This window comes from Thiolinea disciformis DSM 14473 (assembly GCF_000371925.1).
Classification (GTDB): Bacteria; Pseudomonadota; Gammaproteobacteria; order Thiotrichales; family Thiotrichaceae; genus Thiolinea; species Thiolinea disciformis.
On the sequence record NZ_AQVE01000002.1, the window covers coordinates 172594 to 197779 of the forward strand.

General features: G+C 45.6%; 24 protein-coding genes. 6 read left to right on the plus strand and 18 right to left on the minus strand.

What is annotated here, in order from left to right; translation table 11 throughout:
- Nucleotides 1-11: 11 nt before the first annotated feature.
- Together A3IE_RS0102350 and A3IE_RS0102355 are read right to left on the minus strand one after the other, a co-directional pair.
- Nucleotides 12-1070, minus strand: a complete 1059-nt coding sequence (locus A3IE_RS0102350) for a 4-oxalomesaconate tautomerase (protein ID WP_020393975.1) — start codon at nucleotides 1068-1070, stop codon at nucleotides 12-14.
- A gap of 186 nt (nucleotides 1071-1256) precedes the next feature.
- Nucleotides 1257-2342, minus strand: a complete 1086-nt coding sequence (locus A3IE_RS0102355) for a calcium:cation antiporter (protein WP_020393976.1) — start codon at nucleotides 2340-2342, stop codon at nucleotides 1257-1259.
- 266 nt (nucleotides 2343-2608) lie between these two features.
- On the opposite strand from A3IE_RS0102355, the gene A3IE_RS0102360 reads away from it, so the two are divergent.
- Nucleotides 2609-5191, plus strand: a complete 2583-nt coding sequence (locus A3IE_RS0102360) for an ADP-ribosylation factor-like protein (RefSeq protein ID WP_020393977.1) — start codon at nucleotides 2609-2611, stop codon at nucleotides 5189-5191.
- Nucleotides 5192-5240: 49 nt separating this feature from the next.
- On the opposite strand, the gene uvrB is transcribed toward A3IE_RS0102360, so the two are convergent.
- Nucleotides 5241-7268, minus strand: a complete 2028-nt coding sequence (gene uvrB / locus A3IE_RS0102365) for an excinuclease ABC subunit UvrB (protein ID WP_020393978.1) — start codon at nucleotides 7266-7268, stop codon at nucleotides 5241-5243.
- Between the two features lie 180 nt (nucleotides 7269-7448).
- Between uvrB and A3IE_RS0102370 the strand changes: the two genes are divergently transcribed.
- The 4 genes from A3IE_RS0102370 (at nucleotide 7449) to A3IE_RS0102385 (ending at nucleotide 10009) form a co-directional block, all read left to right on the plus strand.
- A complete protein-coding gene (locus tag A3IE_RS0102370) occupies nucleotides 7449-7904 on the plus strand; it encodes a methyltransferase family protein (RefSeq protein ID WP_020393979.1) in 456 nt (151 codons plus the stop codon).
- Nucleotides 7905-7996: 92 nt separating this feature from the next.
- Nucleotides 7997-8659, plus strand: a complete 663-nt coding sequence (locus A3IE_RS0102375) for a LysE family translocator (protein ID WP_020393980.1) — start codon at nucleotides 7997-7999, stop codon at nucleotides 8657-8659.
- Nucleotides 8660-8669: 10 nt separating this feature from the next.
- Nucleotides 8670-9566, plus strand: coding sequence for a DMT family transporter (locus A3IE_RS0102380; protein ID WP_020393981.1), 897 nt, complete (start codon nucleotides 8670-8672; stop codon nucleotides 9564-9566).
- Nucleotides 9563-10009, plus strand: a complete 447-nt coding sequence (locus A3IE_RS0102385) for a hypothetical protein (RefSeq protein ID WP_020393982.1) — start codon at nucleotides 9563-9565, stop codon at nucleotides 10007-10009. Before A3IE_RS0102380 ends, A3IE_RS0102385 begins: the two co-directional genes overlap by 4 nt.
- Here the strand turns inward: A3IE_RS0102385 and kynU are convergent.
- The 15 genes from kynU to hflK all read right to left on the minus strand — a co-directional run bounded on the left by kynU (nucleotide 10002) and on the right by hflK (nucleotide 24155).
- Nucleotides 10002-11195: a kynureninase gene (kynU, locus tag A3IE_RS0102390; RefSeq protein WP_020393983.1), complete on the minus strand. Its 1194-nt coding sequence runs from the start codon at nucleotides 11193-11195 to the stop codon at nucleotides 10002-10004. The genes A3IE_RS0102385 and kynU overlap by 8 nt on opposite strands.
- A gap of 99 nt (nucleotides 11196-11294) precedes the next feature.
- Complete coding sequence (locus tag A3IE_RS21820) at nucleotides 11295-12224, minus strand: lytic transglycosylase domain-containing protein (RefSeq protein WP_020393984.1); 930 nt, start codon at nucleotides 12222-12224, stop codon at nucleotides 11295-11297.
- A 198-nt stretch (nucleotides 12225-12422) separates the two neighbouring features.
- Nucleotides 12423-13283, minus strand: a complete 861-nt coding sequence (rapZ, locus tag A3IE_RS0102405; RefSeq protein WP_020393986.1) for an RNase adapter RapZ — start codon at nucleotides 13281-13283, stop codon at nucleotides 12423-12425.
- Between the two features lie 208 nt (nucleotides 13284-13491).
- Nucleotides 13492-13836: a ribosome hibernation-promoting factor, HPF/YfiA family gene (hpf, locus tag A3IE_RS0102410; RefSeq protein WP_020393987.1), complete on the minus strand. Its 345-nt coding sequence runs from the start codon at nucleotides 13834-13836 to the stop codon at nucleotides 13492-13494.
- A 59-nt stretch (nucleotides 13837-13895) separates the two neighbouring features.
- Nucleotides 13896-15398 (minus strand): RNA polymerase factor sigma-54, encoded by a 1503-nt coding sequence (locus A3IE_RS0102415; RefSeq protein ID WP_026154738.1) that lies wholly within the window; start codon nucleotides 15396-15398, stop codon nucleotides 13896-13898.
- 116 nt (nucleotides 15399-15514) lie between these two features.
- A complete protein-coding gene (lptB, locus tag A3IE_RS0102420) occupies nucleotides 15515-16240 on the minus strand; it encodes an LPS export ABC transporter ATP-binding protein (protein ID WP_020393989.1) in 726 nt (241 codons plus the stop codon).
- The gene (lptA, locus tag A3IE_RS0102425) at nucleotides 16240-16788 is read right to left on the minus strand and encodes a lipopolysaccharide transport periplasmic protein LptA (protein ID WP_020393990.1); all 549 of its coding nucleotides are present in this window, start codon (nucleotides 16786-16788) and stop codon (nucleotides 16240-16242) included. The genes lptB and lptA overlap by 1 nt, the downstream gene beginning before the upstream one ends.
- Nucleotides 16754-17320 (minus strand): LPS export ABC transporter periplasmic protein LptC, encoded by a 567-nt coding sequence (lptC, locus tag A3IE_RS0102430; RefSeq protein WP_020393991.1) that lies wholly within the window; start codon nucleotides 17318-17320, stop codon nucleotides 16754-16756. Before lptC ends, lptA begins: the two co-directional genes overlap by 35 nt.
- The gene (locus A3IE_RS0102435) at nucleotides 17317-17847 is read right to left on the minus strand and encodes a KdsC family phosphatase (protein ID WP_020393992.1); all 531 of its coding nucleotides are present in this window, start codon (nucleotides 17845-17847) and stop codon (nucleotides 17317-17319) included. The genes lptC and A3IE_RS0102435 overlap by 4 nt, the downstream gene beginning before the upstream one ends.
- Complete coding sequence (locus A3IE_RS0102440; protein WP_033406288.1) at nucleotides 17848-18819, minus strand: KpsF/GutQ family sugar-phosphate isomerase; 972 nt, start codon at nucleotides 18817-18819, stop codon at nucleotides 17848-17850.
- A 132-nt stretch (nucleotides 18820-18951) separates the two neighbouring features.
- Nucleotides 18952-19956, minus strand: coding sequence for a DUF533 domain-containing protein (locus A3IE_RS0102445; RefSeq protein WP_020393994.1), 1005 nt, complete (start codon nucleotides 19954-19956; stop codon nucleotides 18952-18954).
- A gap of 32 nt (nucleotides 19957-19988) precedes the next feature.
- Nucleotides 19989-20210, minus strand: coding sequence for an RNA chaperone Hfq (gene hfq / locus A3IE_RS0102450; protein ID WP_020393995.1), 222 nt, complete (start codon nucleotides 20208-20210; stop codon nucleotides 19989-19991).
- 366 nt (nucleotides 20211-20576) lie between these two features.
- A complete protein-coding gene (locus tag A3IE_RS0102455; protein ID WP_020393996.1) occupies nucleotides 20577-21869 on the minus strand; it encodes an adenylosuccinate synthase in 1293 nt (430 codons plus the stop codon).
- 151 nt (nucleotides 21870-22020) lie between these two features.
- Complete coding sequence (gene hflC, locus A3IE_RS0102460) at nucleotides 22021-22965, minus strand: protease modulator HflC (protein WP_020393997.1); 945 nt, start codon at nucleotides 22963-22965, stop codon at nucleotides 22021-22023.
- Entirely contained in the window at nucleotides 22962-24155 is a 1194-nt protein-coding gene (gene hflK, locus A3IE_RS0102465) for an FtsH protease activity modulator HflK (RefSeq protein ID WP_020393998.1), read from the minus strand. The genes hflC and hflK overlap by 4 nt, the downstream gene beginning before the upstream one ends.
- 175 nt (nucleotides 24156-24330) lie before the next feature.
- Between hflK and A3IE_RS21825 the strand changes: the two genes are divergently transcribed.
- Nucleotides 24331-25185, plus strand: coding sequence for a PfkB family carbohydrate kinase (locus tag A3IE_RS21825; RefSeq protein WP_020393999.1), 855 nt, complete (start codon nucleotides 24331-24333; stop codon nucleotides 25183-25185).
- Nucleotide 25186 lies beyond the last annotated feature (1 nt).

Consider the following 25186-nt stretch of genomic DNA (forward strand, 5'->3'; position numbering starts at 1 on the left):
TATTTATTTGATTAGACGATCACGTATACTTCGCCGCGACTGAGTAGCCGCGCGGTACGCAATAAGCCTGCTTTAATCACATGATCGTGAGCATCTTGTTCTAGGGCGACCGAAAATTCGCCGGAGGGATGCTCCACGGATAAGTGTTTAGGGTTGCCGCTGGGAATGATGGCGACGTCTTGTGCGACTGAATGAGGTACTAAGCAAGCCGTGGCGACTGACACAGCGCCTAGTACACCAATGGCATCATGACAAGTATGCGGAATGAAGGTGCGGGTGCTGATATTGCCGCCCTGCTGTGGTGGAGCAATCAAGGTCATTTTAGGCACCACCTTCTTAGTCACATCCCCCAAATTCATTAACCGACCGGCTTGTAGACGTATCGCCTCAAGCTTGCTGCGAAACACTTGATCCTGCGTTAATTCAGCGCAGGTTTCATAACCGGTTTTGCCGAGGGCTTGGGCATTAATGAGGACCACGGGCATACCATTATCAATACAGGTGACTGCTACTCCTTCGATCACATCTTGACTATTGCCGGTGGGGAGCAAGGCACCACAAATCGAGCCTGCCACATCCAAATAATTGCAAATAATCGGCGCGGAACTGTTGGGTGCACCATCAATAGTGGCATTTCCTTCATAAGTGATTCTACCATCTGGCGTTTGAATCGTGAGTTCGCAGAGATTTTCGCTATTCACCATATACACGCGTACCACAGTAGTATCACCTTGTACCGCCACTAAGCCCGCTTCAACGGCAAAGGGCCCAACACCGGCTAAGATATTGCCGCAATTGGGTGTGGTATCCACACGATTCTCACCGACGACTACTTGGACAAATAAGAAATCCACATCGGCATCGGCACGATTCGAACGACTGACGACGGCAACTTTACTGGTCAGCGGATGGGCGCCCCCTAAGCCATCAATCTGACGTGCATCTCGTCCCACCGCAGCCAATAGGATTTGATCACGTTCGTTCGGATCAGACGGTAAGTCATCCGCTAAAAAATACAGTCCTTTCGAGCTACCACCGCGAAACTGCATGAAGGGAATGGCCAGTTGCATAAGTTTTCCTAGCTGAGCGAACGAATGGGCAAGGCGTGAGTTAGCACTAAAAGCTCTCCTCCATGCTTTGCTACTACTGTGCAGTGTAGGGGGAAGTGCTAGGCTTGAACATGCAAAAAATACCTATGCTCTGGTATTTTTTTTGCCTCTGTGCGCTGAGGGCGGCTTAGTCTGAGTCGGCCTTATTCAAGGCACTATCGTCATAAACAAATAAGTGAGAAACAAAACGAGATGCACAGCACCTTGCATTACCGTCACCCGTCCGGTGTTCATCGAAAGCGAAGCCACAAATAGAGATAGGATGAGTAGTACGATGGATTTACTATCTAGGCCAAGCACGATCGTCATGTCCATACTAATTGAGACAATCGCTACGGCGGGGATAGTTAAGCCAATGGTCGCTAGTGCAGAGCCAAAAGCGAGATTCAGGCTAGTTTGCAGTTGATTATTGGCAGCCGCGCGTAAGGCAGCAAAGCCTTCGGGCATTAAGACAGTCGCGGCAATAATGATACCTACTAATGCTTCGGGCGCACCGATGACTTTCACGAAGGCCTTGATTTCAGGGGAGAGAAATTTGGCGGATAAGACGACCCCGACTAAACTTAGTAACAGAAAAACACCACTCATCAGTAAAGTGGTAAGGGGGATAGAGGCCGTTTGCTCTTCCGCTTCGGGTGGGCTACTGAGAAAGTAATCACGGTGTCTTACCGCTTGGACAAAAACAAATAGTAGGTAAAGTACTAATGACACGATAGCGACAAAAACCAGTTGACTGGTGGTGTAGCTTGGGCCAGAAACACTGGTAGTAAAATTAGGTAAAATTAAGGAAAGTACGACAATAGCGGCCAGAGTGGTGAGGGCGGTATAGCTGCCGGTTAAAGTAAAATGTTGCTCGCCAAAACGTATTCCACCCATTAAAAAACTTAAGCCAACGATAAGATTAAGAATAATCATAACCGCCGCGAATACCGTATCCCTTGCCAGCACGGCGGCACCTGATTCGGCAGCGATCATAATGGATACAATCAGCGACACTTCAATCACCGTCACTGCCAACGCAAGCACTAAGGTTCCGAAGGGCTCGCCAATCCCATAAGCAATAACCTCCGCATGATGCACGGCGGCTAATACACTCGCGAACAAGCTAATGCCGAGCGCGAGGCTGTACCAGTGATTAGTTTCAAGGCCAAACCATTGCAGCGCTAGTAAGGCCAATGTTATCAGAGGAGCGAATAGTGCCCAGAGGACGAATTTTGAGTGCTGATTAGCCATAAAAAGGTCACATGAAGGAGTTAAGAATCTCAATGTAGCGAAAAATAGGTGCTTTGCCCAATTTCTCTAACGCAGCATGTGACATTACTCGCTTTTTCAATAGACTCTTCAATGGCTCGGCTTTCTCTGGCTGAGGTTTTGAAATAGGGCGGGTATCACTTGAATGAGGGCGCTAGGACTGCGTTTATTGCGGGTTATTGTATTTTTAGCAATAAAACTTATAGCTGCTAGAATAAAGGCTTATCCCCAAGTTGCTGAGGGTTGGTATGGTAGAACTTCCGACTAGGGAAGAGCTGGAGCAGTTGTATTATGAGAAAGGCCATGATGCTTTGGTTTGGTATGCTTGGCGCTGTGCTTTGCGGGCTTCACCTGTGTTGGGTTGCATGTCGTTGCACGAGATTTGGCCAGAACAAACCGTGAAGCAGAGTTATGCGCTATTAAGACCTTTATGTCTGTTAGCACAGTGGCCTTCTGCTTATGCTTCTGATGCTGCCGCCGTCGCCGCCGCCTACGCTGTCGCTGCTGCCACCACTGCCGCTACTGCCACCGCCGTTAAAGCTGCCGCCTATGCTGTCAGAGCTGCCGCCGCCACTGCCGACGCTGCCATCTCCACAGCCGCAACCACTGCCGCTGCCGCCGCATATGCCGCCGTCACCGCCACTGCTGCCACTGCTGCCGCCTACGCCGCCGCCAGAGTCGCTGCCGACGTCGCCAACGCCAGAGCTGACTGGCAATACCTACGAAAAACTACTTTGCAGGATTGGCTTGCTCGCCCTTTATGGTTTGAAGAAATAGAAAAACCTTTGCACTTTATCGAATACGAACAGCAGTTATTAGTCAACTTAAAGCAACTCGGCTTAGATTTTCTGGCCAATGACCTGCAATCCCTTTGGCAAGGGAAACCTTTGGCTAGTCATGCCCCGAACTATTTTAAACGTTTGTCTGAGTCCATTCTTAATGACCCTGCGGCTTTGCGGCGTGCGATTCTTTATGGGGAAGCCACCAATCATGTGCAAGCGGTACGGGTGTTATTGTTGGGTTCTGGAGGTGCAGGTAAGACTTCGCTGGCTCAAGTACTCAAAGGCGAAAAGCCAATCGAAAAAAAGCACCAAGCCGCCACCTTGGGCGTGGATTATCAGCAACACCAGCCTATTCAATTGCACAAAACCTTGGCTAACTTAAAATTGGCAGCAAACGGGCTGGATTTATATTTATGGGATTTTGGTGGGCAAACCATCTTTCATGGCTTACACCGTGCCTTCCTGCATGAGAACTGTGTGTATGTGCTGGTGGTGGATAATCGCCATGAACAAGCGCCAGATGAATGGTTGCATCAAATCCGTCATTTAGCGGGTCGCCATGCACAAGTGCTCTTGGTCACCAATGAATACGAGCATTGCCATGCCCGCCAAAATGAAACCCGTTTATTGCGTGAGTTCGGTGATTTATTGAATGAGCGCAGTTTCTTCTATTTTTCCTGTCTTGAGCCTGATTTACAGGCTACCCAGCCCACGGCTTTTAGGGCTTTTGTTGAGCAATTGATTCAAGCCAGTCTGGATAGTCGCCGCTCGATTTTTGCCACGACTTTGCGTGTTCAAGAACAGCTTCATCAACAATATGAACAGCAGCCTTTTTTGCATGATGCCAACGTAATTAAGCTGATTGAAGAAATTACCCCTGAAAGCGAATCGACCTTGCGGCAACTGATTCAACTGGGGTTTTTAGTGCCGGTAAAAAAAGGCGGCTTGCAATATTGCCTAAAGCCCGCTTGGGCAGTGGATCACGCTTACCGATTATTGCATGGAAAAAAACTACGTGAGCAACAGGGCTTAGCTGATGTGCGGGTATTGGCGGCTGAACTAGCCGATAGCGTCGAGCCTGAGCAAATGGGTTATTTGAGCGATTTTCTACATGATCGTGAACTGTGTTGCTTATTGACAAATGAGCAGTATTTTTTCCCCGATGCGGCGGCCTCCAATGAACCGAGTCAGGTGCGCGAACTGTTAAAGCGACAGCCTCGCGTGACCTTATATTTTGATTTACCGTATTTACCCTTGGGCTTTCATGCACGTTTGGTGCATAAGCTTTTTAATAAGGGCAGTGACACAGGGATTCATAAGGTTGATGCCATTTGGCGGCATGGTTTTATTGTAGACAATCCTCAAGCGAGCGCGCTTGTGCAGTATCATTTACGCAAGGCGAGTGTGGAAATGATCTTAATCGGCAAGGCGAGTGTATTCGTCAAACTATTTCAGACTTTTTACCCTGCTTTCAAAGCGGCTGTGATCAGTGAGTCAGGCATTCAAGAAAAGAATATCCATTTATCAGTCGTATTTCATGGCAAACCATTTGCCATACATTCCAGTGCGGATTTTATTAGCGCCTTGAAATCCATTCATACTATTGAAGATTTGACTAAGGAGGTGGCGAAGATGGCAGCCAAAGAAACGAACTATTATGCGGGCGATCATATTGAAAACATGGGTGGTGCGGGTTCTAATTTTGCCATCAAAAGCGAACATTTTTCCCAGTCCAGCCATGTGCAGTATGCTGAAATTAACCAAGACCAACGTCAGCAATTAGCATTATTAGTCAATGAATTATTCAAACATGCTGCCCAACTAGAGGGCGAAAAGCTAGTCGCCTTAGGCGCCACCAAAAGCGCTTTAGAAAAGCCGGATGCCCCTCAGTCGAAGGCTTTATTAAGCAAAGTCTGGAGTGGCGTGAAAGATTTGGGGGTGTTTACCAAAGATACGCTGATCCCGATTGCAGAAAAAGTGGCTGAGCATAAAGAAGCGATTATTGGGATCGTTGCCGCGAGTGCGGCGGCAGTAAAACCTATCCCTTAGTGGCTTTTCAAGACCACTGAAAAGCCATAAGGAGTGAAATGGAAATGCGCTAAGGAATACCAAACACCTTAGCACGAATCGCCGCTATTTCGTCACGCAGTGCAGCCGCTTGCTCGAACTCCAGATTTTTCGCATGTTGAAACATTTTATCTTCTAGTTGTTTTAGTTTTTTCACGGCTTGCGCAGGGCTGAGTGCAGCATACTGAGCAAGCGCTTCGGCAACTTTGTCGAGTTTCGCTTTGGATTTTTTGTCACCGCGTTTTGCATTGCCATAAGCCCCTTCCATCACATCCGCAATACGTTTTTTGATAGTTTGCGGCGTAATACCCAACTTTTTATTATATTCCAATTGCTTTTGGCGGCGGCGCTCGGTTTCCTCGATGGCCCGTTTCATGGAATCGGTGATTTTGTCGGCATATAAAATCGCTCGCCCTTCAGCATTGCGGGCGGCTCGGCCAATGGTTTGAATCAACGAGCGATCAGAGCGTAAAAATCCTTCTTTGTCAGCATCCAAAATCGCAACCAGAGACACTTCGGGAATATCTAAACCTTCACGCAATAAGTTAATGCCGACCAGTACATCAAACTCACCTTTGCGTAAATCACGAATAATTTCAACCCGTTCCACGGTATCAATGTCCGAGTGCAGATAGCGCACTTTGACATCGTGCTCCATTAAATAATCGGTCAAATCTTCGGCCATGCGTTTGGTTAGGGTGGTGACCAAAACCCGCTCATTGCGTTTAGCACGTGCGGTAATTTCCGACATCACATCATCCACTTGGCTAGTGACGGGACGAACTTCTACCAACGGATCAACCAAGCCGGTGGGTCGCACGACTTGTTCTGCAATTTGTCCCGAGTGCTCTAATTCATACGCCCCTGGGGTGGCCGATACATGAATCACCTGTGGCAAAATACGTTCAAATTCGTCAAAGCGTAAGGGGCGATTATCCAAAGCAGAGGGCAGGCGGAAACCATAATCGACCAATGTGGTTTTGCGGGAGCGATCACCTTTATACATGCCCCCAAATTGGGGAACCGTGACATGGGATTCGTCGATGAATACGATGGCATTGCGCGGAATATAGTCAAATAAACAGGGCGGGGCAGAGCCGGGTGTACGCTGGGATAGATAGCGCGAGTAGTTTTCAATCCCCGAGCAATAGCCGGTTTCCATAATCATTTCAATATCATACTGGGTACGTTGTTCTAAACGCTGTGCTTCCACCAGCTTATTTTCATCCCGTAGCACGGCTAAACGCTCGCGCAATTCCTCTTTAATCTGTTCGACTGCGCCCAACAATACTTCACGGGGCGTAACATAGTGGGTTTTGGGATAAATAGTTAAGCGTGGTACACGGCGCAATATTTCGCCAGTCAAAGGATCAAAAAAGCTCAAGTTCTCGATTTCATTATCAAATAACTCGATGCGAATCGCTTCTTTGTCTGATTCCGCTGGATGAATATCAATCACCTCACCACGCACCCGAAACGTGCCACGCTGTAAATCAAGGTCATTACGGGTGTATTGCATCTCCGCTAAACGGCGCAGCACGGTACGTTGATCAATTTTGTCGCCACGGACTAGATGCAGAATCATTTGCATATAGGACTCAGGATCGCCCAAGCCATAAATGGCAGAGACCGTGGCAACTAAAATAACGTCTTTGCGTTCCAACAAATTGCGGGTGGCCGACAGACGCATTTGCTCGACGTGATCATTGATCGAAGCATCTTTCTCAATATAAATATCTTTCGACGGCACATAGGCTTCTGGTTGGTAATAGTCGTAATAAGAGACGAAATATTCCACCGCATTATTTGGAAAGAAATCTTTAAATTCGCCATACAATTGCGCTGCAAGCGTTTTATTGTGCGCCAAAATAATCGCAGGGCGCTGGGTTTGTTGAATAATATTGGCCATGGTAAAAGTCTTACCAGAACCTGTGACACCCAATAAAGTTTGGTGCAATAGGCCATTGTGTAGGCCATCGATTAAGGTTTGAATCGCTTCTGGCTGATCACCGGCGGGCGCGTAGCTAGTATGCAGTTCAAAGTTTTGCGTGGTATTCATCAACTGTCTCAAAAGGCATAGGAGGCGAAAAGCTCATGCAGTATAGTGTGGACTTACTGACAAGGGTATGTCAGGAATTTAGCGTCAAATCCTAAAACTTCAAGCACTGCTTTAGATGAGGGCGCTAGGGTTTAGCAACACTTGCTAAGTCACACAATCCAACTATCAAAAGGTTTTGTTATGTTCAAAACACGTATTCCACCGCCGGTTTATTTAGTCTTAGTGGCGTTCATGATGTGGCTATTGGACCGGTATGTTCCGGTTTTTATTTGGCTGGATGCGCCTTGGAACTACCTTGGCTTAGCGCTCATCAGTGTTGCTATTCTGGCTGATCTTTGGTCACTTGCCCTATTTTTTCGTGCGAAAACGACGCCTAATCCGCTTCACCCTGAGCGCAGCAAACGCTTAGTAATTTCAGGTTTGTATCGTTATACACGCAATCCCATGTATCTCGGAATGTTAATTATGCTGGTGGGTTGGTGGATTTATTTAGGTAGTTTAACGCCTGTGGTGCTGTTGCCGCTGTTCGTGTGGGTGATTACGAAGCAGCAAATTGAACCAGAAGAAGCGGCTTTAAGCCAAACCTTCGGTCAAGCGTATCGAGACTATCAGCAAACCGTGAGGCGTTGGCTTTGAGCAGTACAGATCTGGGATTTAGAAAGCAGGCTCAGGCATTACAGATATAACTGTCATGCTTTAATTTGTGAATTTTAAATCTGTATTGGTTTATGGCGAGCTTTTATGCTGTGTCAGATTCGATTCGTGAGAAAATTATCATGACTGCTCAGTTACTGCTTGCTATGTTCAGCTTTGCCTTTGTGACCTCGATTACGCCTGGCCCGAATAATCTAATGCTCTTAGCTTCGGGCGCGAATTTCGGCTTTAAGCGTACTATTCCGCATATGGTTGGCATTTCCATGGGAATGGCCTTATTGCTTATTTTAACGCTAGCAGGCCTCGGCAGTTTATTTGTCGCTTGGCCAGCAGCGCAAACAGCATTAAAGCTAGTCGGAGTAGCTTATCTGTTATGGTTGGCTTGGAAAATTGCTAGCGCACCAGTAACAGATAACCAAGAGCCAGCCACGCATAAATCAATCGCTGCTCAGCCCATGCGTTGGTGGCAGGCCGTCTTGTTTCAATTTGTTAATCCCAAAGCATGGATGATGGCTTTAGGGTCAGTCAGTAGTTTTACTTTGGCAGGCGAGCAATATCTGTGGTCTAGTTTAGTGTTGGTTATCATGTTTACGGTCGTTAATTTGCCAACAGTCTCCGTGTGGGCAGGCTTTGGGGTTTTTATTCAACGCTTTTTGTCAAATACCCAGCGCCAGCGTTATTTTAATCTCTTGATGGCTGGATTAACTGCTGCTACGGTGTTTATGATCGTAAGCTAAAGGACGCGTCATGCCCAACACTGCTCGCCACGCACTCTTAATTCGCGCCATCCCGTTTCTGTTTGTATTTTTATGGAGTACCGGATTTATTGGGGCGAAATATGCGTTACCTTTTATCGAGCCGTTTTATTTACTCTTTATTCGGATGCTATGGACGCTGGCTATATTTTTCTTGCTGGCTGTAAGTTTAAAAGTCACTTGGCCTTCACCACGTCAAGCGATGCAACAAATGGTGACAGGCTTTCTGGTACATGGTGTTTATTTGGGCGGAGTTTTTGCAGCGATTAAAGCAGGTTTGCCAGCCGGTATTACGGCAATCGTGGTGGGCATTCAGCCGGTGCTGACTGCATTTTTGAGTTGGAAGTTTTTAGGGGAAAAGCTCAACAAAATACAATGGCTCGGTTTGGCTTTCGGTTTAATCGGTGTGAGCACGATTGTTATCAGCACGCGCCTAACCAGTATTACGCAAGCTACGATTAATCATACGGCGTTATGGAGTGTTTTATTAGCGCTATTAGCTATTTCACTCGGGACACTTTACCAGAAAAAATTTGGTGCTGGGGTCAATCTAGTGGCGGGTTCATTCTGGCAGTATGTAAGCACGGCTTTACTGATGGGTATTTTAGCGTGGAGCTTTGAAACGCGCCAAGTGGTATGGGATCGGCAGCTAATCTTTGCCTTAATGTGGCTAGTGCTAGGGCTTTCGGTAAGTGCTATTTTGTTGCTGATGTATATGATTCGCGAAGGCGAGGCGGCCAAAGTAGCGAGTTATTTTTATCTGGTGCCACCAGTGACTAGCTTAGAGGCATGGCTTTTATTCGATGAAGCGTTGCCACCGATAGCCTTAGCTGCCATAGCCTTGACCATGCTGGGTGTTTATTTAGTGGTAAAACGACGTAGCTCATGAACCCTCTGCGCATCCTATTCACGTTATTACGGTATTTATGGCCGGGTTTAATTACCCTAATGTTTCTGCCACTAGCGCCCTTAGCACGCGCTACCGGTGGTGATTTTGCGTGGCATACGGGGGTATTAGAAGTATGGGGGGGCGTGGTAGGGAAGAGCTTAAAGAAAGGCATTCCTTTATTCGGTTCGGTCGCTGCCATCACCTTAGGCCATGTGGTGGCAGGCTATTCTTATGCGTGTATTCAAGCAACCCGTCGTCACGAACGGGTGCATGTGCGCCAATTTGAGCGCTGGGGCTTTTTCTTTCCGTTAGTGTATTGGCTAGCGGGGACTTGGTGCTTCCTCAAAGGTGGACGTTGGTATTGGGATAATCCGTTTGAGCAAGAAGCGCGTGCCGCCGAACAGCGAGGGCACGCCTCCCAACATCTACGTTTAATTAAGTAACGGCTGCACGCTGTTTATATTCCGGTTTATCCCAAGTCCGATCTCGCATAATCTGTGTAATAATTTCTGTCGCACGCTTTACTTCTTCCAGACTAATATACAAAGGCGTAAAGCCGAAACGCATAATATCGGGAGCTCGGAAATCGCCAATCACGCCTTGGGCAATACAGGCTTGCATCGCCGCGTATCCATGTGCAAAACGGAAGGAAACCTGGGAGCCACGCTGTTCCGGATCACGCGGACTCGCCAAACTAAGTTCGGGACAATGCGCTTCGATTTCTTTAATAAATAACTCTGAAAGCTCAATAGAACGTTGGCGTAGCTCCAGCATATTGACCCCTTTCCAAACGTCCAAGGCTGCTTCTAGGATGGAGGAGGAGATTACGGCAGGTGTACCAACCCGCATACGTTCAATATCTTGAGCGGGTTGATAATCCAAATGAAAAGCGAAGGGGGCATTATGCCCCATCCAACCGGAGAGAGCAGGGCGAGCTTTATCCAGTAAATGCGGTGCTACATAAATAAAAGCAGGTGCACCTGGCCCACCATTCAAGTATTTATAAGTGCAGCCAACCGCAAAATCAGCATTATCCGCGCTTAAATTAACCGGAATAGCACCGGCTGAATGTGCCAAATCCCAAATGGTTACTACCCCATGGGCATGAGCCTTTTCAATTAAACGCCGCATATCATGGCGTCGCCCTGTGCGATAATCGACCTCAGTGAGCATCAAAACGGCTACTTGGTCGTTAATAAAGTCCTCCACCTGTTCTGGCTCAGGCGTTACTAAGAGATGGCCTTGGTTTAAGGATTGTGCTAAGCCCTGTGCCATATAAAGATCGGTTGGAAAATTGCCTGAGTCGGACAGAATAATTTTTCGTTCTGGATTGAGCGCTAAGGCTGAGGCTAGGGCTTGATAAACTTTAATGGATAAAGTATCACCGATCACAATCGAGTTGTCAGGTGCGCCGACTAATTGAGAAATTTTATTGCCTACCCGTTTAGGTTGCTCCATCCAATGTGCGGTATTCCAAGCGCGAATTAGTTGTTGTCCCCATTCCTCGCGAATCACTTGTTCTGCACGTGCTGAGGCCGCTTTAGGCAAAACACCCAGCGAATTACCATCCAGATAAATAAGGTCAGGCGGAATATCAAATAAAGCGCGGGTGACAGTAAAGTCGGTCATTAAGTTTGCTCCCTAGTCCAGCGCACTCAAATAGTGCGCCAGTAGGAAGTATAGGCCTTGTCATACACAAGATAAATGCTCTTGAGCGTCTATCGATACTTAACGGGTATAGCGGCGTGTGTGATTGCCTAAAGGCATCGTATAAATGGTGCTTTCTACAATCGTATAAATCGTATCACCCGGATTGAGACGCATATAAGAAGCAGGTAGTGCTCTTGCGTAGCGGGCTGAGACGGATGCTTGCACTTGCTTGGAGCGACGCTTCTTGGCTAAGCGAGCCGCTTTAGCGCGCATGGTCATTTTTTTGCTGGGTTTAAAAGAGGCTCGGTACACTCTTGCATTATTAGAACGTTTTTGTTTTAACCAAGCGCGTTGTTTGGTAAAACGCATCGGTTTTGTTTTAGCAGTATAACGCGCATATTTGACTTTAGGTTTGCGTGGCACATAACGCTGCGAGCCTCTGAGGCTAGTTCTTTTCTTATAACTGGCGGATCTCCAGCCTTGGGCTTTGCGTGAATGTTTATAAGCGCCTTGACCGGATAAAGTCGAATAAGCCGACATCACTTTGCGAACATAATCTTTATTGCGAATAACCCCGCCAGGGCGCACATTGCCTTCACCTGCATTATAGGCCGCAATAGCGCGCCGTGTATCGCCTTTGTAATAACGAATGAGATGTTTTAAATAACTTGCACCACCATGGACATTGTCCCAAGGGTTATAGCCACTACGCACATTAAAGCGCGCTGCGGTACCAGGCATCAGCTGCATTAAACCTTTTTCACCCGAGGTACCGCGCGCCGTACTTTTAAAACAACTTTCTACCGCAATAACTGCTTTAATTAAATCTTCTTGTACGCCGTGACTTCGTGAAGCACTACGAATACTATCTTCATAATTTTGTGCTTTATTTTCTAAACTGGAACGACTTAACGTATGGCATCCTGCTGCTGCGGCTGGCTTTATACAGCCAATTGCCGCAAGCGAGGCCAATGCAATAATATTGGCCGAGATTCCTGAATGGTTCATGATTTCTCTCAAATAATAACACCGATATAAATAGCACTGTCGATTTAGTAAGCTAGGTCAATGACTTAGCTGAATATAATGTGAATGCTGCACAGCTTTTTAGTCAGTGTGATGAGATTATGCAAATAAACTTTATTAAGCTTGTATTAAGCTTGGTTATTTTAATGCCTAATATTGAAGCAGTTTTTTGGAATTAATCTAAGGATTCGCCGGAATTTCTCGATGGCGAATTGCCACATTTTCGCCCAATTGCTGATGAAAATGACGATATAACTGCTCGGCAATATACACAGAGCGATGGCGCCCACCCGTACAACCAATAGACACGGTGACATAAGAACGTTGGCAATGATCTAAATCTTCTAACCAAAAACTTAAAAATTGCTGGATATGTTGTTGCATTAAATGCACGCGCTCATGCTGTTCTAACCAAGTAATAATAGCTGCGTCTCGACCGGTGAGCGTGCGTAATTCAGGTATCCAATAAGGATTAGGGAGGCAGCGCACATCAAAGATGAAATCGGAATCTGATGGGGTTTGGTGTTTGAAACCAAACGATTGAAATAAGAGTGAAAAGGAACTATGTGCTTGGCCGGTGAGTCTTAAGCGTAATAAAGCACCCAATTCATAAATGCTGGATTGTGAAGTATCAATGCGCCAGTCAGCCTGAGCAGCCAGTTCTTCTAACAAAGCTTTTTCTAATTTAATCGCCTCACGCAATTTTTGTTCTTCGTGGGCAAGCGGGTGTTGGCGACGCGACTCATGATAGCGTTTTAGAATGATTTCGTGATTGGCGTATAAATAAATCAATTTGGTATCCGGATGCACTAAGCGGATACGGTTGAGGATTTGTGGAATATCACGTAGGTTTTCCTTACCACCTCGAATATCAATACCAATGGCTAGACGCTTTAGACTGGCAATCTGGGGTGTTTGTAAGAGTGCCTCAATTAATTGAGCGGGCAGGTTATCAATACAGTAATACCCATTGTCTTCCAAGGTTTGTAGGGCGTAACTTTTTCCTGCACCAGACATGCCGCTAATAATAATAATTTGCATTGCACCGCCTCTAATCTGCTCTTCTAGTTATAAGTTAGTGTAGGTAAGTTTGATGAGCTAACAAATAAGGTTTGAGTAGTGAATTAATAATAAGTAACGAATGACGGGGGTTGAAAACAGTATGCAAATAGGCATGTTTGCATACTGTTGGTTTCAGCTTAAGCCTAGTTAGCTTGTTGCTAACACGCTATATTTTTCGAATAAAGGTTCAGTCCATTTCAGCCATAAGCTGTTGTGTTTCGCGGCGTAAGGCGGCATCGCGATGATGATCTTTAAGTTTCGCTTTATGTTTAAGTACTTGGCGATCTAGTTTATCCATTAAGCCATCCACGGCGGCATACATGTTTTCTTGGGTATCATTCGCAAAAATCTGACTACCACTCACGTTAATAGAAGCTTCCGCTTTATGACGTGTTTTGTTCTCAACTTCCAGAATGACATGCACATTAATCACTTGGTCAAAATGACGTTTAATGCGTTCAAATTTCTCACGGACATAGTTGTGAAGGGCAGTAGTGACTTCGAGATTGTGACCGGTAATTTCTAATTGCATGTATACAACTCCTATTCAGGTCAAACAACAAAGACTAGTTGGCTCACGCCAAGCATCAGTTAACTCGTGACTAAGGTTTTTCGTTCATGTGAGGAAGGAATCGCCAGAGCTTCACGGTATTTGGCGACAGTGCGCCGAGCGACATTAATGCCTTGATCGCGTAATAGTTGCGTCAAAGTACTGTCGCTTAAGGGAGCGGAACTATTCTCCTTCGCAATTAATTGTTTGATCATGGCGCGAATCGCGGTGGACGAACAGCTAGAGCCAGTATCGGTATCCAACTGACTCGAGAAAAAATATTTAAATTCGAAAATACCACGAGGGGTGTACATATATTTATTAGTAGTAACACGAGAAATAGTAGATTCGTGCATTTCCAACTCGTCTGCAATATCCCGTAAAATTAAGGGCTTCATGGCTTGTTCGCCATACTGCATGAAAGCATTTTGGCGTTCTACGATAGCTTTTGCGACATTTAAAATCGTGGTGTTACGGCTTTCCAAACTACGAATCAACCAACGTGCTTGTTGTAAATTATTTTTAAGATAACTGGCATCAGCACCACTTTTAACTTGACCGATCAAGTTGGCGTAGGTGTGATTAATTTGTAAATCCGGAGTGACTTTCGAGTTAAGTGAAACCACCCATTTATCGCGTACTTTATGAACAAACACATCAGGCGTGATGTAGTCCGTTTTACTTTCTGAGAACGCATTACCGGGTTTTGGCTGTAAAGTACGCAAAAGTATGAGCACCGCTTCAAGCCTCTCCTGATTTATTTTTAAGCGCCTTTGGATCTCTTTATAGTCTCGTTTCTCCAATAAGTCTAGATGGTTTTCTACCAGTTTAAGGGCTAAAGCTTGTACAACGGAGGCTGGTTGTTGGCGTTGTAATTGAATTAACAGACATTCACGTAGATCACGCGCCCCCACACCGATGGGATCTAGATGTTGGATATATTTTAAAACAGTCTCAATATCCTCGATTTCTATAGGGATTTCATCACGCAGACTGGCTAAAATATCCTCCAGACTGTCGCGTAAATAACCTGCTTCATCCAAACAACCAATCAACACTTCAGCAATGCGCTTATCAATGGCTGTTAAGTTGCTCATGCGCACCTGCCACAGTAAATGCTCTTGCAAACCCTCATCGCTGTCTGATTGATTTTCTAGAAACGCTTGGTTATCGGCATCGTCGCTATTTGAGTTGGTACTGGAGCTGGTGTCATAGACCTCATCCCAGCCAGTATCCATGTTTAACTCTTCTGGAATAACGCTATCCATAGAGCCTAGCTCAGGATCATGTATTTCAGGGGGATTTGCTAGGTTATCACTAGCTTCCATTTCATTTTCTTGTCGAGTTTGCGCTTCGTCAAACGATTCGTTTTGGCTGAGCTCGCCTTCATCCGCTAATTGTAATAAAGGATTTTCTTCCAAGGCCTGTTGAATTTCCTCCTGTAGTTCGATAGAGGAAAGCTGCAACAAACGAATGGCTTGTTGTAATTGCGGGGTCATGGACAGATTCTGTCCAATGCGGATATCAAGTCCTTGTCTTAGCATTTGTTATTCTTTATTCCAAAACGTATAAAACACATCCATAACACCATACTATCCCTAATCGCTTGGCATCGCAAAAGTACCTGATCTGGGGTGGTCGATTTGCTGAATAATTCCACTTATAACTGGAAGTTTTCACCTAAATAGACTTGGCGTGCTTGGGGATTAGCCAGAATGGCTTCAGGTGTACCTTCAGTAAGAATTTTACCCTCACTCAGGATATAAGCGCGATGACAAATGCCTAATGTTTCGCGGACATTGTGATCAGTTATTAATACACCAATTTGACGTTCAACTAATTGGCGGATAATTTTTTGAATCTCAATGACCGAAATAGGATCAACACCAGCAAAAGGCTCATCCAACAAAATAAATTTAGGGTTAGAAGCCAAAGCACGTGCAATTTCAACGCGCCGTCTTTCACCGCCCGATAAACTAATGCCGAGGCTTTGGCGTAAATGGGTAATTTGAAACTCTTCTAAGAGTTGATTAAGACGTTCTTGGCGTTGGGTGCGATTTAGACTTTTATTCAGTTCGAGCACGGCAAGAATATTGTCTTGCACGGATAATTTCCGAAATACGCTAGCCTCTTGAGCGAGATAACCTAAACCGGCACGGGCGCGCTCATGCATGGATAGCGGGGTAATCACTTGCTCATTTAAGTAAATCGTTCCCGCATCAGCGCCCACTAAGCCCACAATCATATAAAAACAAGTAGTTTTACCTGCGCCATTAGGCCCTAGTAAACCTACCACTTCTGCACTCGCAATCGAAAGGCTGACATCTTTGAGGATAGGGCGCTTTTTATAGCTTTTTTGCAGGTGTTCTGCACGTAGTACAGCCATTAACGTGCCTGATTGCTAGGGTAAAAAATAGCACGAACACGATCTGGTTTTTTCGCTTCGCCATTGGGTTTAGCATCTTGATTAGCGGCACGGCCTGCTTTTAATTCACCAGAACGAATATCATATTCGATTTGATTGCTACTAAAGGTATCTTTGTCTTGGGTAAGTGAGGCATCACCTTCAAGCATGAGGCGTTTTTGTAGTACGAAATAATGCATCGATTTAGCAGAGCCAATCGCTTGTTTACCATTATCCATCATTTGCTGAAAACGAACGGGATTGCCGGTAGCGCGTATGGTTTGAATTTCATTATCGGGTGCGCTAATGTCAATCCGTCCGGCCGAAATCGCTAAGCTTCCTTGCTTAATTTGCACATTGCCGGAATAAACGGCAGTACCTGCTTGTTTATTAAAGATTACCGAATCAGCTTCTAAGGTGACGGGTTTAGTAACATCGTCGCTAAGCGCATAAGCGAGAGAGCTAAATAGTAGTACAGCAGGGATAAAAAAATATTTAAGGGGATACAGCTTGGTAGACGGATCGAACATTCTTATTTAATCTCAAAGTAGCTTCGTCTAGTTTACTCTCTAGCCCTACACCCTGTAAAACAAGCTTAGGCCCTGTGATCTTAACCTCGCTGTCGGTGCTGAGCACGCTATCGTTTAGACCATAACGCAAGAAAGCCGTTTCTAAGGTGAATTGCTGAGAATCTTTTAAGCTATTCTGTTCAGAAAGGACTTTAACTTGGCCATTGAATAAGACTTGCTGCTTAGCATGTTCTAAGGTGGCTTCTTCTGCAGTAATGGTGCTGTGTTGGGCAGGGAGTTGGCTTTCAATTCGTGGTGCTACGATAAAGCTGGTATTTTTTTCTCGCCAATGCCCCATATATTGAGCGTCAAGCGTATGGTTAATACGCCCATCTTGTGCTATTGCTTTAAGACTAAAATCTGCCAAATAGTAATCCACTTGGTCATAGTCCGGCTTAACATCGCTCAATTGGGTGCGAGGTAGAAGGTCTTGGGCATTATGCAATAAGATGACTATCAGCAAGCCCAATACCAGCAGGAAAAAACCTTTCATAGCAAATAAGTATTCAACATCGATTGCAATACGCCGCGCGCCTCTAACAGGCGCTCACACACCTCGCGTACCGCCCCTTTTCCACCGGATTTTTCAGTAATCCACTGCGCGTGTTGTTTCACAAACGGGTGTGCATTGGCTACGGCAATCGGCAGGCCAACCTGTACCATCACCGGCAAATCGACGACATCATCACCCATATAAGCAATCTGTGCCGGTTGAAGCGCAGTTAGCTCCAAAATACGTTGGAAAGCAGGGCGCTTATCGCGAAATCCTTGGAAAACCAAGCTATCAGGAATATCTAAATTTTTGGCTCGGTGTGTTACTAACATGGATTTACGCCCGGTTAGGATGGCGATTTGCACACCGCTTGAGCGCAACATCCGCATTCCATGCCCATCGCTAGAATTAAACGCTTTATATTCATGACCTTGGTCGTCATAAAATAAGCTGCCGTCGGTTAATACTCCATCTACATCCAGAATCAGTAATTGAATTTGACTACTATCGATAGGCGTTTTTGACATTTATACAATCCCCGCACGCAATAAATCATGCATATGAATAATTCCAACCATATATTTTCCTTGTACTACAGGCAAGGCTGTAATCGATTTGGCTTGCATCAAATTAAGCGCTTCCACCGCTAAAGCATGATCATCAATCGTATAAGATTTGGTGGTCATCCATGCTTCAATCGCTTGAGTATGCAATGCCTGCCCATTTTCAAATGAGCGACGTAAATCACCATCCGTAAAAACACCTAATAATTCATTATTGTCACTGACTACTGCGGTCATACCAAAACCTTGGCGCGTCATTTCTAAAATGGTTTCGCGCATATCGGCATGAGGACTGACTTTTGGAATACGTGCGCCAGTATGCATAATGTCTTTGACATGCACCAGTAAACGCTTGCCTAAGCGCCCACCGGGATGCGAACGTGCAAAGTCTTCTGAAGTAAAGCCACGTGCTTCTAATAAAGAGATCGCTAAAGCATCGCCTAGCACTAAAGCTACTGTGGTACTAGACGTGGGTGCTAATCCCAGCGGGCACGCTTCACGTTCAACGCTAGTATCGATATGAAAATGTGCAGCTTGAGCGAGTTCGGAATGAGGATTGCCTGTCATTGCAATTAAGGTCACTTGTTGACGCTGCAAGATAGGAATTAATGCTAATAGTTCGCTAGTACTGCCGGAATTGGACAGGGCAATAATCACATCCCCATTGACGATCATGCCTAAATCGCCATGACTTGCCTCGCCGGGGTGTACGAAAAAGGCTGGGGTACCGGTGCTGGCTAGGGTTGCCGCGATTTTGCTACCAATATGCCCTGATTTTCCCATCCCTGTGACAATGACGCGTCCTTTACAAGCTAGAATGGCTTCACAGGCAGCGATAAATTGCTCATTAATACGTGCAGGCAGCTGTTGTAAAGCCGTTATTTCCTCATGAATCACAGCCTGTGCTAAGGCTTTTAAGTCTTTTGATGTGTGCAAGGCAGGCCCCAAATAGTATTTCGCTCAGCAAAGGTGCTTAGTATAAAGAGGCTGAGGAGTTAAGGAAAATGTCCCTGCTGAAATAAAAAAAGCAGACAGTTAGTGTCTGCTTTTAATGATGTTTAAAGCGGTTCACGCGTAGATTTTAGGAGCGCCCGCTTGAGCGTGTAATTCATTGGCTTCTTCAGGAGAAATATTGAAAGCTTTTGCTAATTGATCAAGGTATTTAGCTTCAGTATTAGTGTCTAAATCAATAGCCATTAAGGATAGCAGGTAAATCTGCTTACCCATACTGGGTGGGACAGATCGGATAAACCCTGCCACATCCAAAGGCGAATTAATTTCATTCTGAATGAAATTGATTTCGTTTTGATCTAGTCCTTGTAAACGGGTGAGGACACGTTCTTTTTCTTGATCATCAACACGGCCATCCGATTTAGCGGCATTAATCATAGTGCGGATTAATTGCATCGCTTGTTGATTGGCTTCTTGATGCGCTGCTGGTGGAATATATTGTGATGCAACATCGGGCGCATTGGGATTTTGTGTTTGTAGATATTTAGTAACGGCACCACCTAATAAAGAACCCAAGCCACCGCCAGCAGCCATACTTCCGCCTTGGCCACCCATAATACTACCTAATAGACCGCCTAATGGATCATTGCTGCCGCCCATTTGACGCGTATTGGCTTGTTGACCCGCACTTAATAAACCACCGAGTAAATCACCAATACCACCTGCTTGACCTTGACGATTTGCAGGTTGTTGAGCGTTGCCACCTAATAAAGAGCCTAACAAGTCACCCATGCCGCCAGCGCTTGTATTAGTTTGGGGTTGAGCACCACCGCCTAAAAGCCCACCTAATAAACCCCCTAGGCCACCGCCGCCTTGAGGTTGTTGTTGCGTACCGCCGCCTAATAAACCACCGAGTAAGCCACCTAGGCCACCCGCTTGCGGCTGTTGTTGAGCGCCTCCACCTAATAAAGAGCCTAATAAGTCACCCATGCCACCCGCAGAATTATTGCCGCCACCGCTGAGTGCTGACGATAGGATAGTGCCTAGCACTTTACTGCCTGAACCGCTAGACAATGCGCCGCTGCTCAATAAGCTGCCAAGAATTTTAACTGCGTCTACCATGATGTGTATTCCTTAAAGCTTCCGTTAGATTATTAATAGGACTTTGCTGTAGCCGTACTTGCTGTTTTTGGAACGATGGTCGAAATAGCGCTTTTCATAATTAATTGTGAAGTCGCGCCGTCCCGATTCGATGCTAGCATAATGGAGAATTGGTCGTAGCCTACAATAGACCCTTCCAATTTAATGCCATTGACTAAAAAACAAAAAACAGGGGATTTGGCTTGGGTTAGTTCATCTAAAAATGTGTCTTGCATAATGATGGCCAGTATTTTGATTTGCGACACATTATACGCATGAGCTTAGTGCAAGTTAAACCGTTTGTGACAAAAGGGGATAAACTTTCAGCAAGTTTTTTCGATATTTCTTGACACAAGCTGGTGTCAGCCTGTCCTAAAATGACAAGTGCCATAGCCTGAGTGTTTAGAGCTGACACAGATCGTGGAGTGGTGAAATTTTATTTCCAATAAAATCAATGGCTTGGTGGTTGGCACGCTAACTGCAGTAGTATTCTCAGTAAGAGTGTAAGAACGGTTGAAACCCCTGCCACAATGCCCCTAGTGTGGCTTTTTTAGCCCCCGCCAGACCTAGCCCTGATCTGTGCGGGGGTTTTTATTTTTAGTCTACGCCGAATAAGGGTGTCTTAAAATAATCGTTTGTTCGCGATCTGGCCCAGTGGAAATAATATCAATCGGGGTTTCAATCACGGCTTCCAAACGTTTTAAGTAGTCCTTGGCGTTTTGGGGTAGTTGATCGTATTGTGTCACACCAAAAGTGGATTCCTTCCAGCCCGGCATATCTTCATAAATGGGTTGACAGCGTGCGAGTGCCTCAGTGGTAGCAGGTGGCTCACTATAAATTTGCCCATCTAATTGATAACCAATGCATAAGCGTACAGTGTCGAGTCCATCCAATACGTCTAATTTGGTAATGCACACCCCGCTAATACTATTGAGTTTCATAGCGCGACGCAGAATAGCGGCGTCGAACCAACCACAACGGCGTGGGCGGCCTGTTGTTGCTCCCACTTCAAAGCCTTTTTGTGCTAAATGTTTACCGACATCATCAAACAATTCGGTAGGGAAGGGGCCTGAGCCAACACGTGTCGTGTAAGCCTTAGTAATCCCCAGAATATAATCTAAGTGACGTGGACCAATCCCCGAGCCAGTACAAGCGCCACCTGCGGTGGTATTCGATGAAGTCACAAAAGGGTAAGTGCCATGGTCAATATCCAACAAGGTTCCTTGTGCACCTTCCATCATGATGTGCTTACCGGCTTTGCGTAGATCGGCTAAGCGTTGGGGGATGTCAGCAAGCATAGGCTTAAGAATCTTAGCCATGGCAAGTGCCTGATCTAAGGTTTGTTGATAATCAACCGTGGGTGCTTTGAAATAGTGTTCCAGTACGAAATTATGGTAATCCATAATCGAGCGTAGTTTTTCGGGGAAATTGTCTTGATACAAATCGCCCACGCGTAAACCGCGACGTGACACTTTGTCTTCATAAGCAGGGCCAATGCCTCGCCCCGTTGTGCCAATCGCTTGTTCGCCTCGTGCTTTCTCACGCGCAAGGTCAATCGCACTGTGATAAGGCAGAATTAATTGGCAGGCTTCAGAGATGCGTAAACGTTCACGTGCCGGAACGCCTTTCGCTTCGAGCATTTCGATCTCTTTCAACAGTGCTTCCGGTGATAACACCACACCATTACCAATTAAGCATTCCACGCCGTCACGCAAAATACCAGAAGGGATGAGGTGTAGAATGGTTTTTTCACCATTAATGACTAATGTATGACCTGCATTGTGGCCACCTTGATAGCGAACAACAGCAGCTGCATTTTCGGTGAGTAAGTCAACAATCTTACCTTTACCTTCGTCACCCCATTGAGTGCCTAACACCACCACAATCTTACCCATGTGATCCTCATTTCAAATAGACGCAAAAATACGCTCAACCCCATTTAATTGACGGGGTACATGATGCCTTAGCTAATGCGGTTTGGCAAAAAACAAAACGCCTTCCCTAGCAGAAAGGCGTTGGCTAACCATGTTGTAATGACTATGGTTTTTATGGTGCAGGCACAGCTTGCGAAGCCGCAGTAGGCTGTTGAGCAGGCTGCACGGAAGTTGGGCTTGTCGTGCCTTTGCCTGCACTTTTGAAGTAACGGAAAAAGTCAGAGTTTGGATCTAGCACCATCGTCGTATTTTGCGTCTGCCCCATCGTTTTACGATAGACATCTAAACTACGGTAGAAGGTATAAAACTCGCCATTACTTTGATAAGCATTAGCGTAAATTTCTGCTGCTTTCGCATCGCCTTCACCGCGTATTTTTTCTGCATCACGATAAGCCTCTGCCATTAAAACGGTGGCTGTACGGTCAGCGGTGGCCTTGATCTTTTCAGCCGCTGCTTGACCGCGCGAGCGAAAATCTTGGGCAACACGATTACGCTCTGAACTCATACGCTCATAAACAGATTTACTTACTTCATTCGGGAAATCAATTTTGCTAACCCGCACGTCGACAATACTAATGCCTAGTTGACTGGCCGCCTCATTAGATTTCTGCTCCAAGCCTTTCATGATTTCATCACGTTGCTCAGACAAAGCCTGTTCAATCGTACGACGACTAAACTCATTGCGTAGACCATCCTTCATGATATTTTCTAGGCGATTAGTGGCATATTCCAAACTGCCTCCAGCGGTTGCAGTATAGAAAGTCGCGACTTTATCAATACGCCATTGCACATAGAAATCCACCAACACATATTTCTTTTCGCTCGTTAAAAAGCGTTCAGATTGCGTGCTAAAAGTCAAAATCTGTCCAGGGAACTTCTGAATAGACTGAATAAAAGGCAATTTGAAATGTAAGCCGGGTGTAATGTCAGTTTCTTTGATTTCGCGAAATTGCAATTTAATGGCTTTTTCGCGTTGATCAACCGTATAGGCCGTGGACAGAATCAACATTAATACGGCAACAAAAACAGCCGCGATGATTTGTAAACGTTGTGTCATTGGCGGCTCTCCCGTGCGCGTGGTGTCAAACTACGCTCTTGGCGTCCTTCACTACTACGCCCACTAGCATTATCGCTGACTAAAGGTGCTGTGACGGTAGTCGGATTAGGCGGTGCATCGGGTAAATCAACCGGCGCTTTACTATTGCCGTCTAAGGGTAAATAAATGACATTATCTTTACTATCCACGACCACTTTACGTGTGCCTGACATGACATTTTCCATGGTTTCCAAATACAAGCGCTCGCGAGTTACATCGGGCGCTTTATTATACTGCGTGACTAATTGGGAAAAACGTGAAGCATCACCTTCGGCGCGTGCAACTACTTGATCACGATAAGCATTGGCATCTTCCATAGCGCGCGCTGCTTTACCACGAGCCTCGGGGATTACTCGATTCGCATAGGTATCCGCTTCATTTTGGAAACGATTCGCGTCTTCGCGGGCGCGATTCGCATCATCAAAGGCTTCTTTCACTTCATCGGGTGCTTGTGCATCGGTCAAATTGACTTTGATTACATCAATACCAACCGCATAACGATCGAGAATACTTTGCAATAACTTTTGTGCATCAAAAGCAATTTGCTCACGCCCCTCACCTAAGATGTAATCCATGGTGTTGCGACCGACCACTTCGCGGATAGAACTACGCATTGCCTGATATAAAGTGCCGCGTTTTTGACCGGTCAAATCGTCAGGATGCTGTACATTAAACGCATAGTTTTGTGCGTTATTAATGCGATACTGGACGTTTACCGTAATAGCAACGATATTTTCGTCCTTGGTCAGCATGGTACTTTCATCTTGTGCGCTGCGGTTTTGTGCCACATCAATAAGCTCGACTTTTTCAATCGGGCTTGGGAAATGCCAACGTAAACCTGGACCTGTGGTCGTATGGAAAGCACCAAAGCGTAAGACTAGGGCTTGTTGGCTCGCACCAACTGTATAAAAGCCTGAAAATAACCAACCCGCGACTAAAACGCCGAGAATAATTAATAGGATTTTAAAGTTAAAAGGCTCATTCTCTTGCGAAAAGTTTCCGCCGCCTGTATTTCTTTTTCCAGTTTTCAGTAATTCATCTAGCTTTTTCGTGAGCTGATTAAAAAGGTCACCAGCTTGATTTTTCCCTGTATTACGGTTTTTTCCGCCCCAAGGGTCTTGCTGATTTCCACCTGGTTCATTCCAGGGCATAAGAAACTCCTCAATTAATCTTTATCGAGTATTTTTAAGGGAACACATTGTAAGCATCTCGTCCCATAGCCGCAACCAAGCCAGTTAGATAGGATAAGTTGCATTAGCGTTGGAAATCATAGCAGAATCTTAGTGGGGACAACGAACATACATGACAAATCTAAGGATGTGTTCAATGAGTTTAATTTTGCTGATAGGTAATGCCACACTCAATATTATTAATGAATTCACACAAAAGCAGCATATTCAAAGCGCTAGGCCAGAAATGAAAGTGATTGGTGGTCATGCGGCGAATATGGCTTTGGTGTTGGCGCAGCATCGCCATGCCGTTGAGTGGATGGGGGGATTAGGGGCTGATGCTGAGGCACGCTGGCTAAAGCAAGCGCTAATAGAACAGGACGTCAATGTGGATTTGGCGTTTAGCTTAGCACAGGGGCGCACTCCGACTTCTTATATTAATCACTATCAAACGCACGAAAATCAGTCAGTTGTTCATTATCGTGACTTACCGGAGTTACCGTTGGAAGCGTTTAATACTTGCGATTTTCCGCGTTATGATTGGATTCACCTAGAAGGACGTAATGCTCAAGTATTAACACTGTTATTACCGCGCTTAGCTAAGCGCTTTGATCAAGTTTTATCACTGGATATTCGTCGCTCTGATCCCGATATTGAAGCTTTAATTCCAGGGGTTGATGTCGTTTTCTTTTCAAAATTATTTGTACAACAACAAAAAGTCTTATCGCACCCTGAAAGCTTTTTAGCTGATCAACATAGACGCTATCCTGCCAAAGTCTTAATCTGCCATTGGGGTAATGAAGGTGCCTATGCGATTGATAAAGCGGGGAGCATTACGTTTATTGCAGCGCAAGCTGTTCAGGTGCTTGAGACTTTAGGGGCAGGCGATGTCTTTCGCGCCGCTATGATTCATGGTTTGGCAATTGGTAAGACTGTGGTAGAAGCTTTAGGCTATGCGGTGAGCTTAACCGAGCATAAAGTTGGACAGCGTGGGCTATCCAACTTGGTTTAAA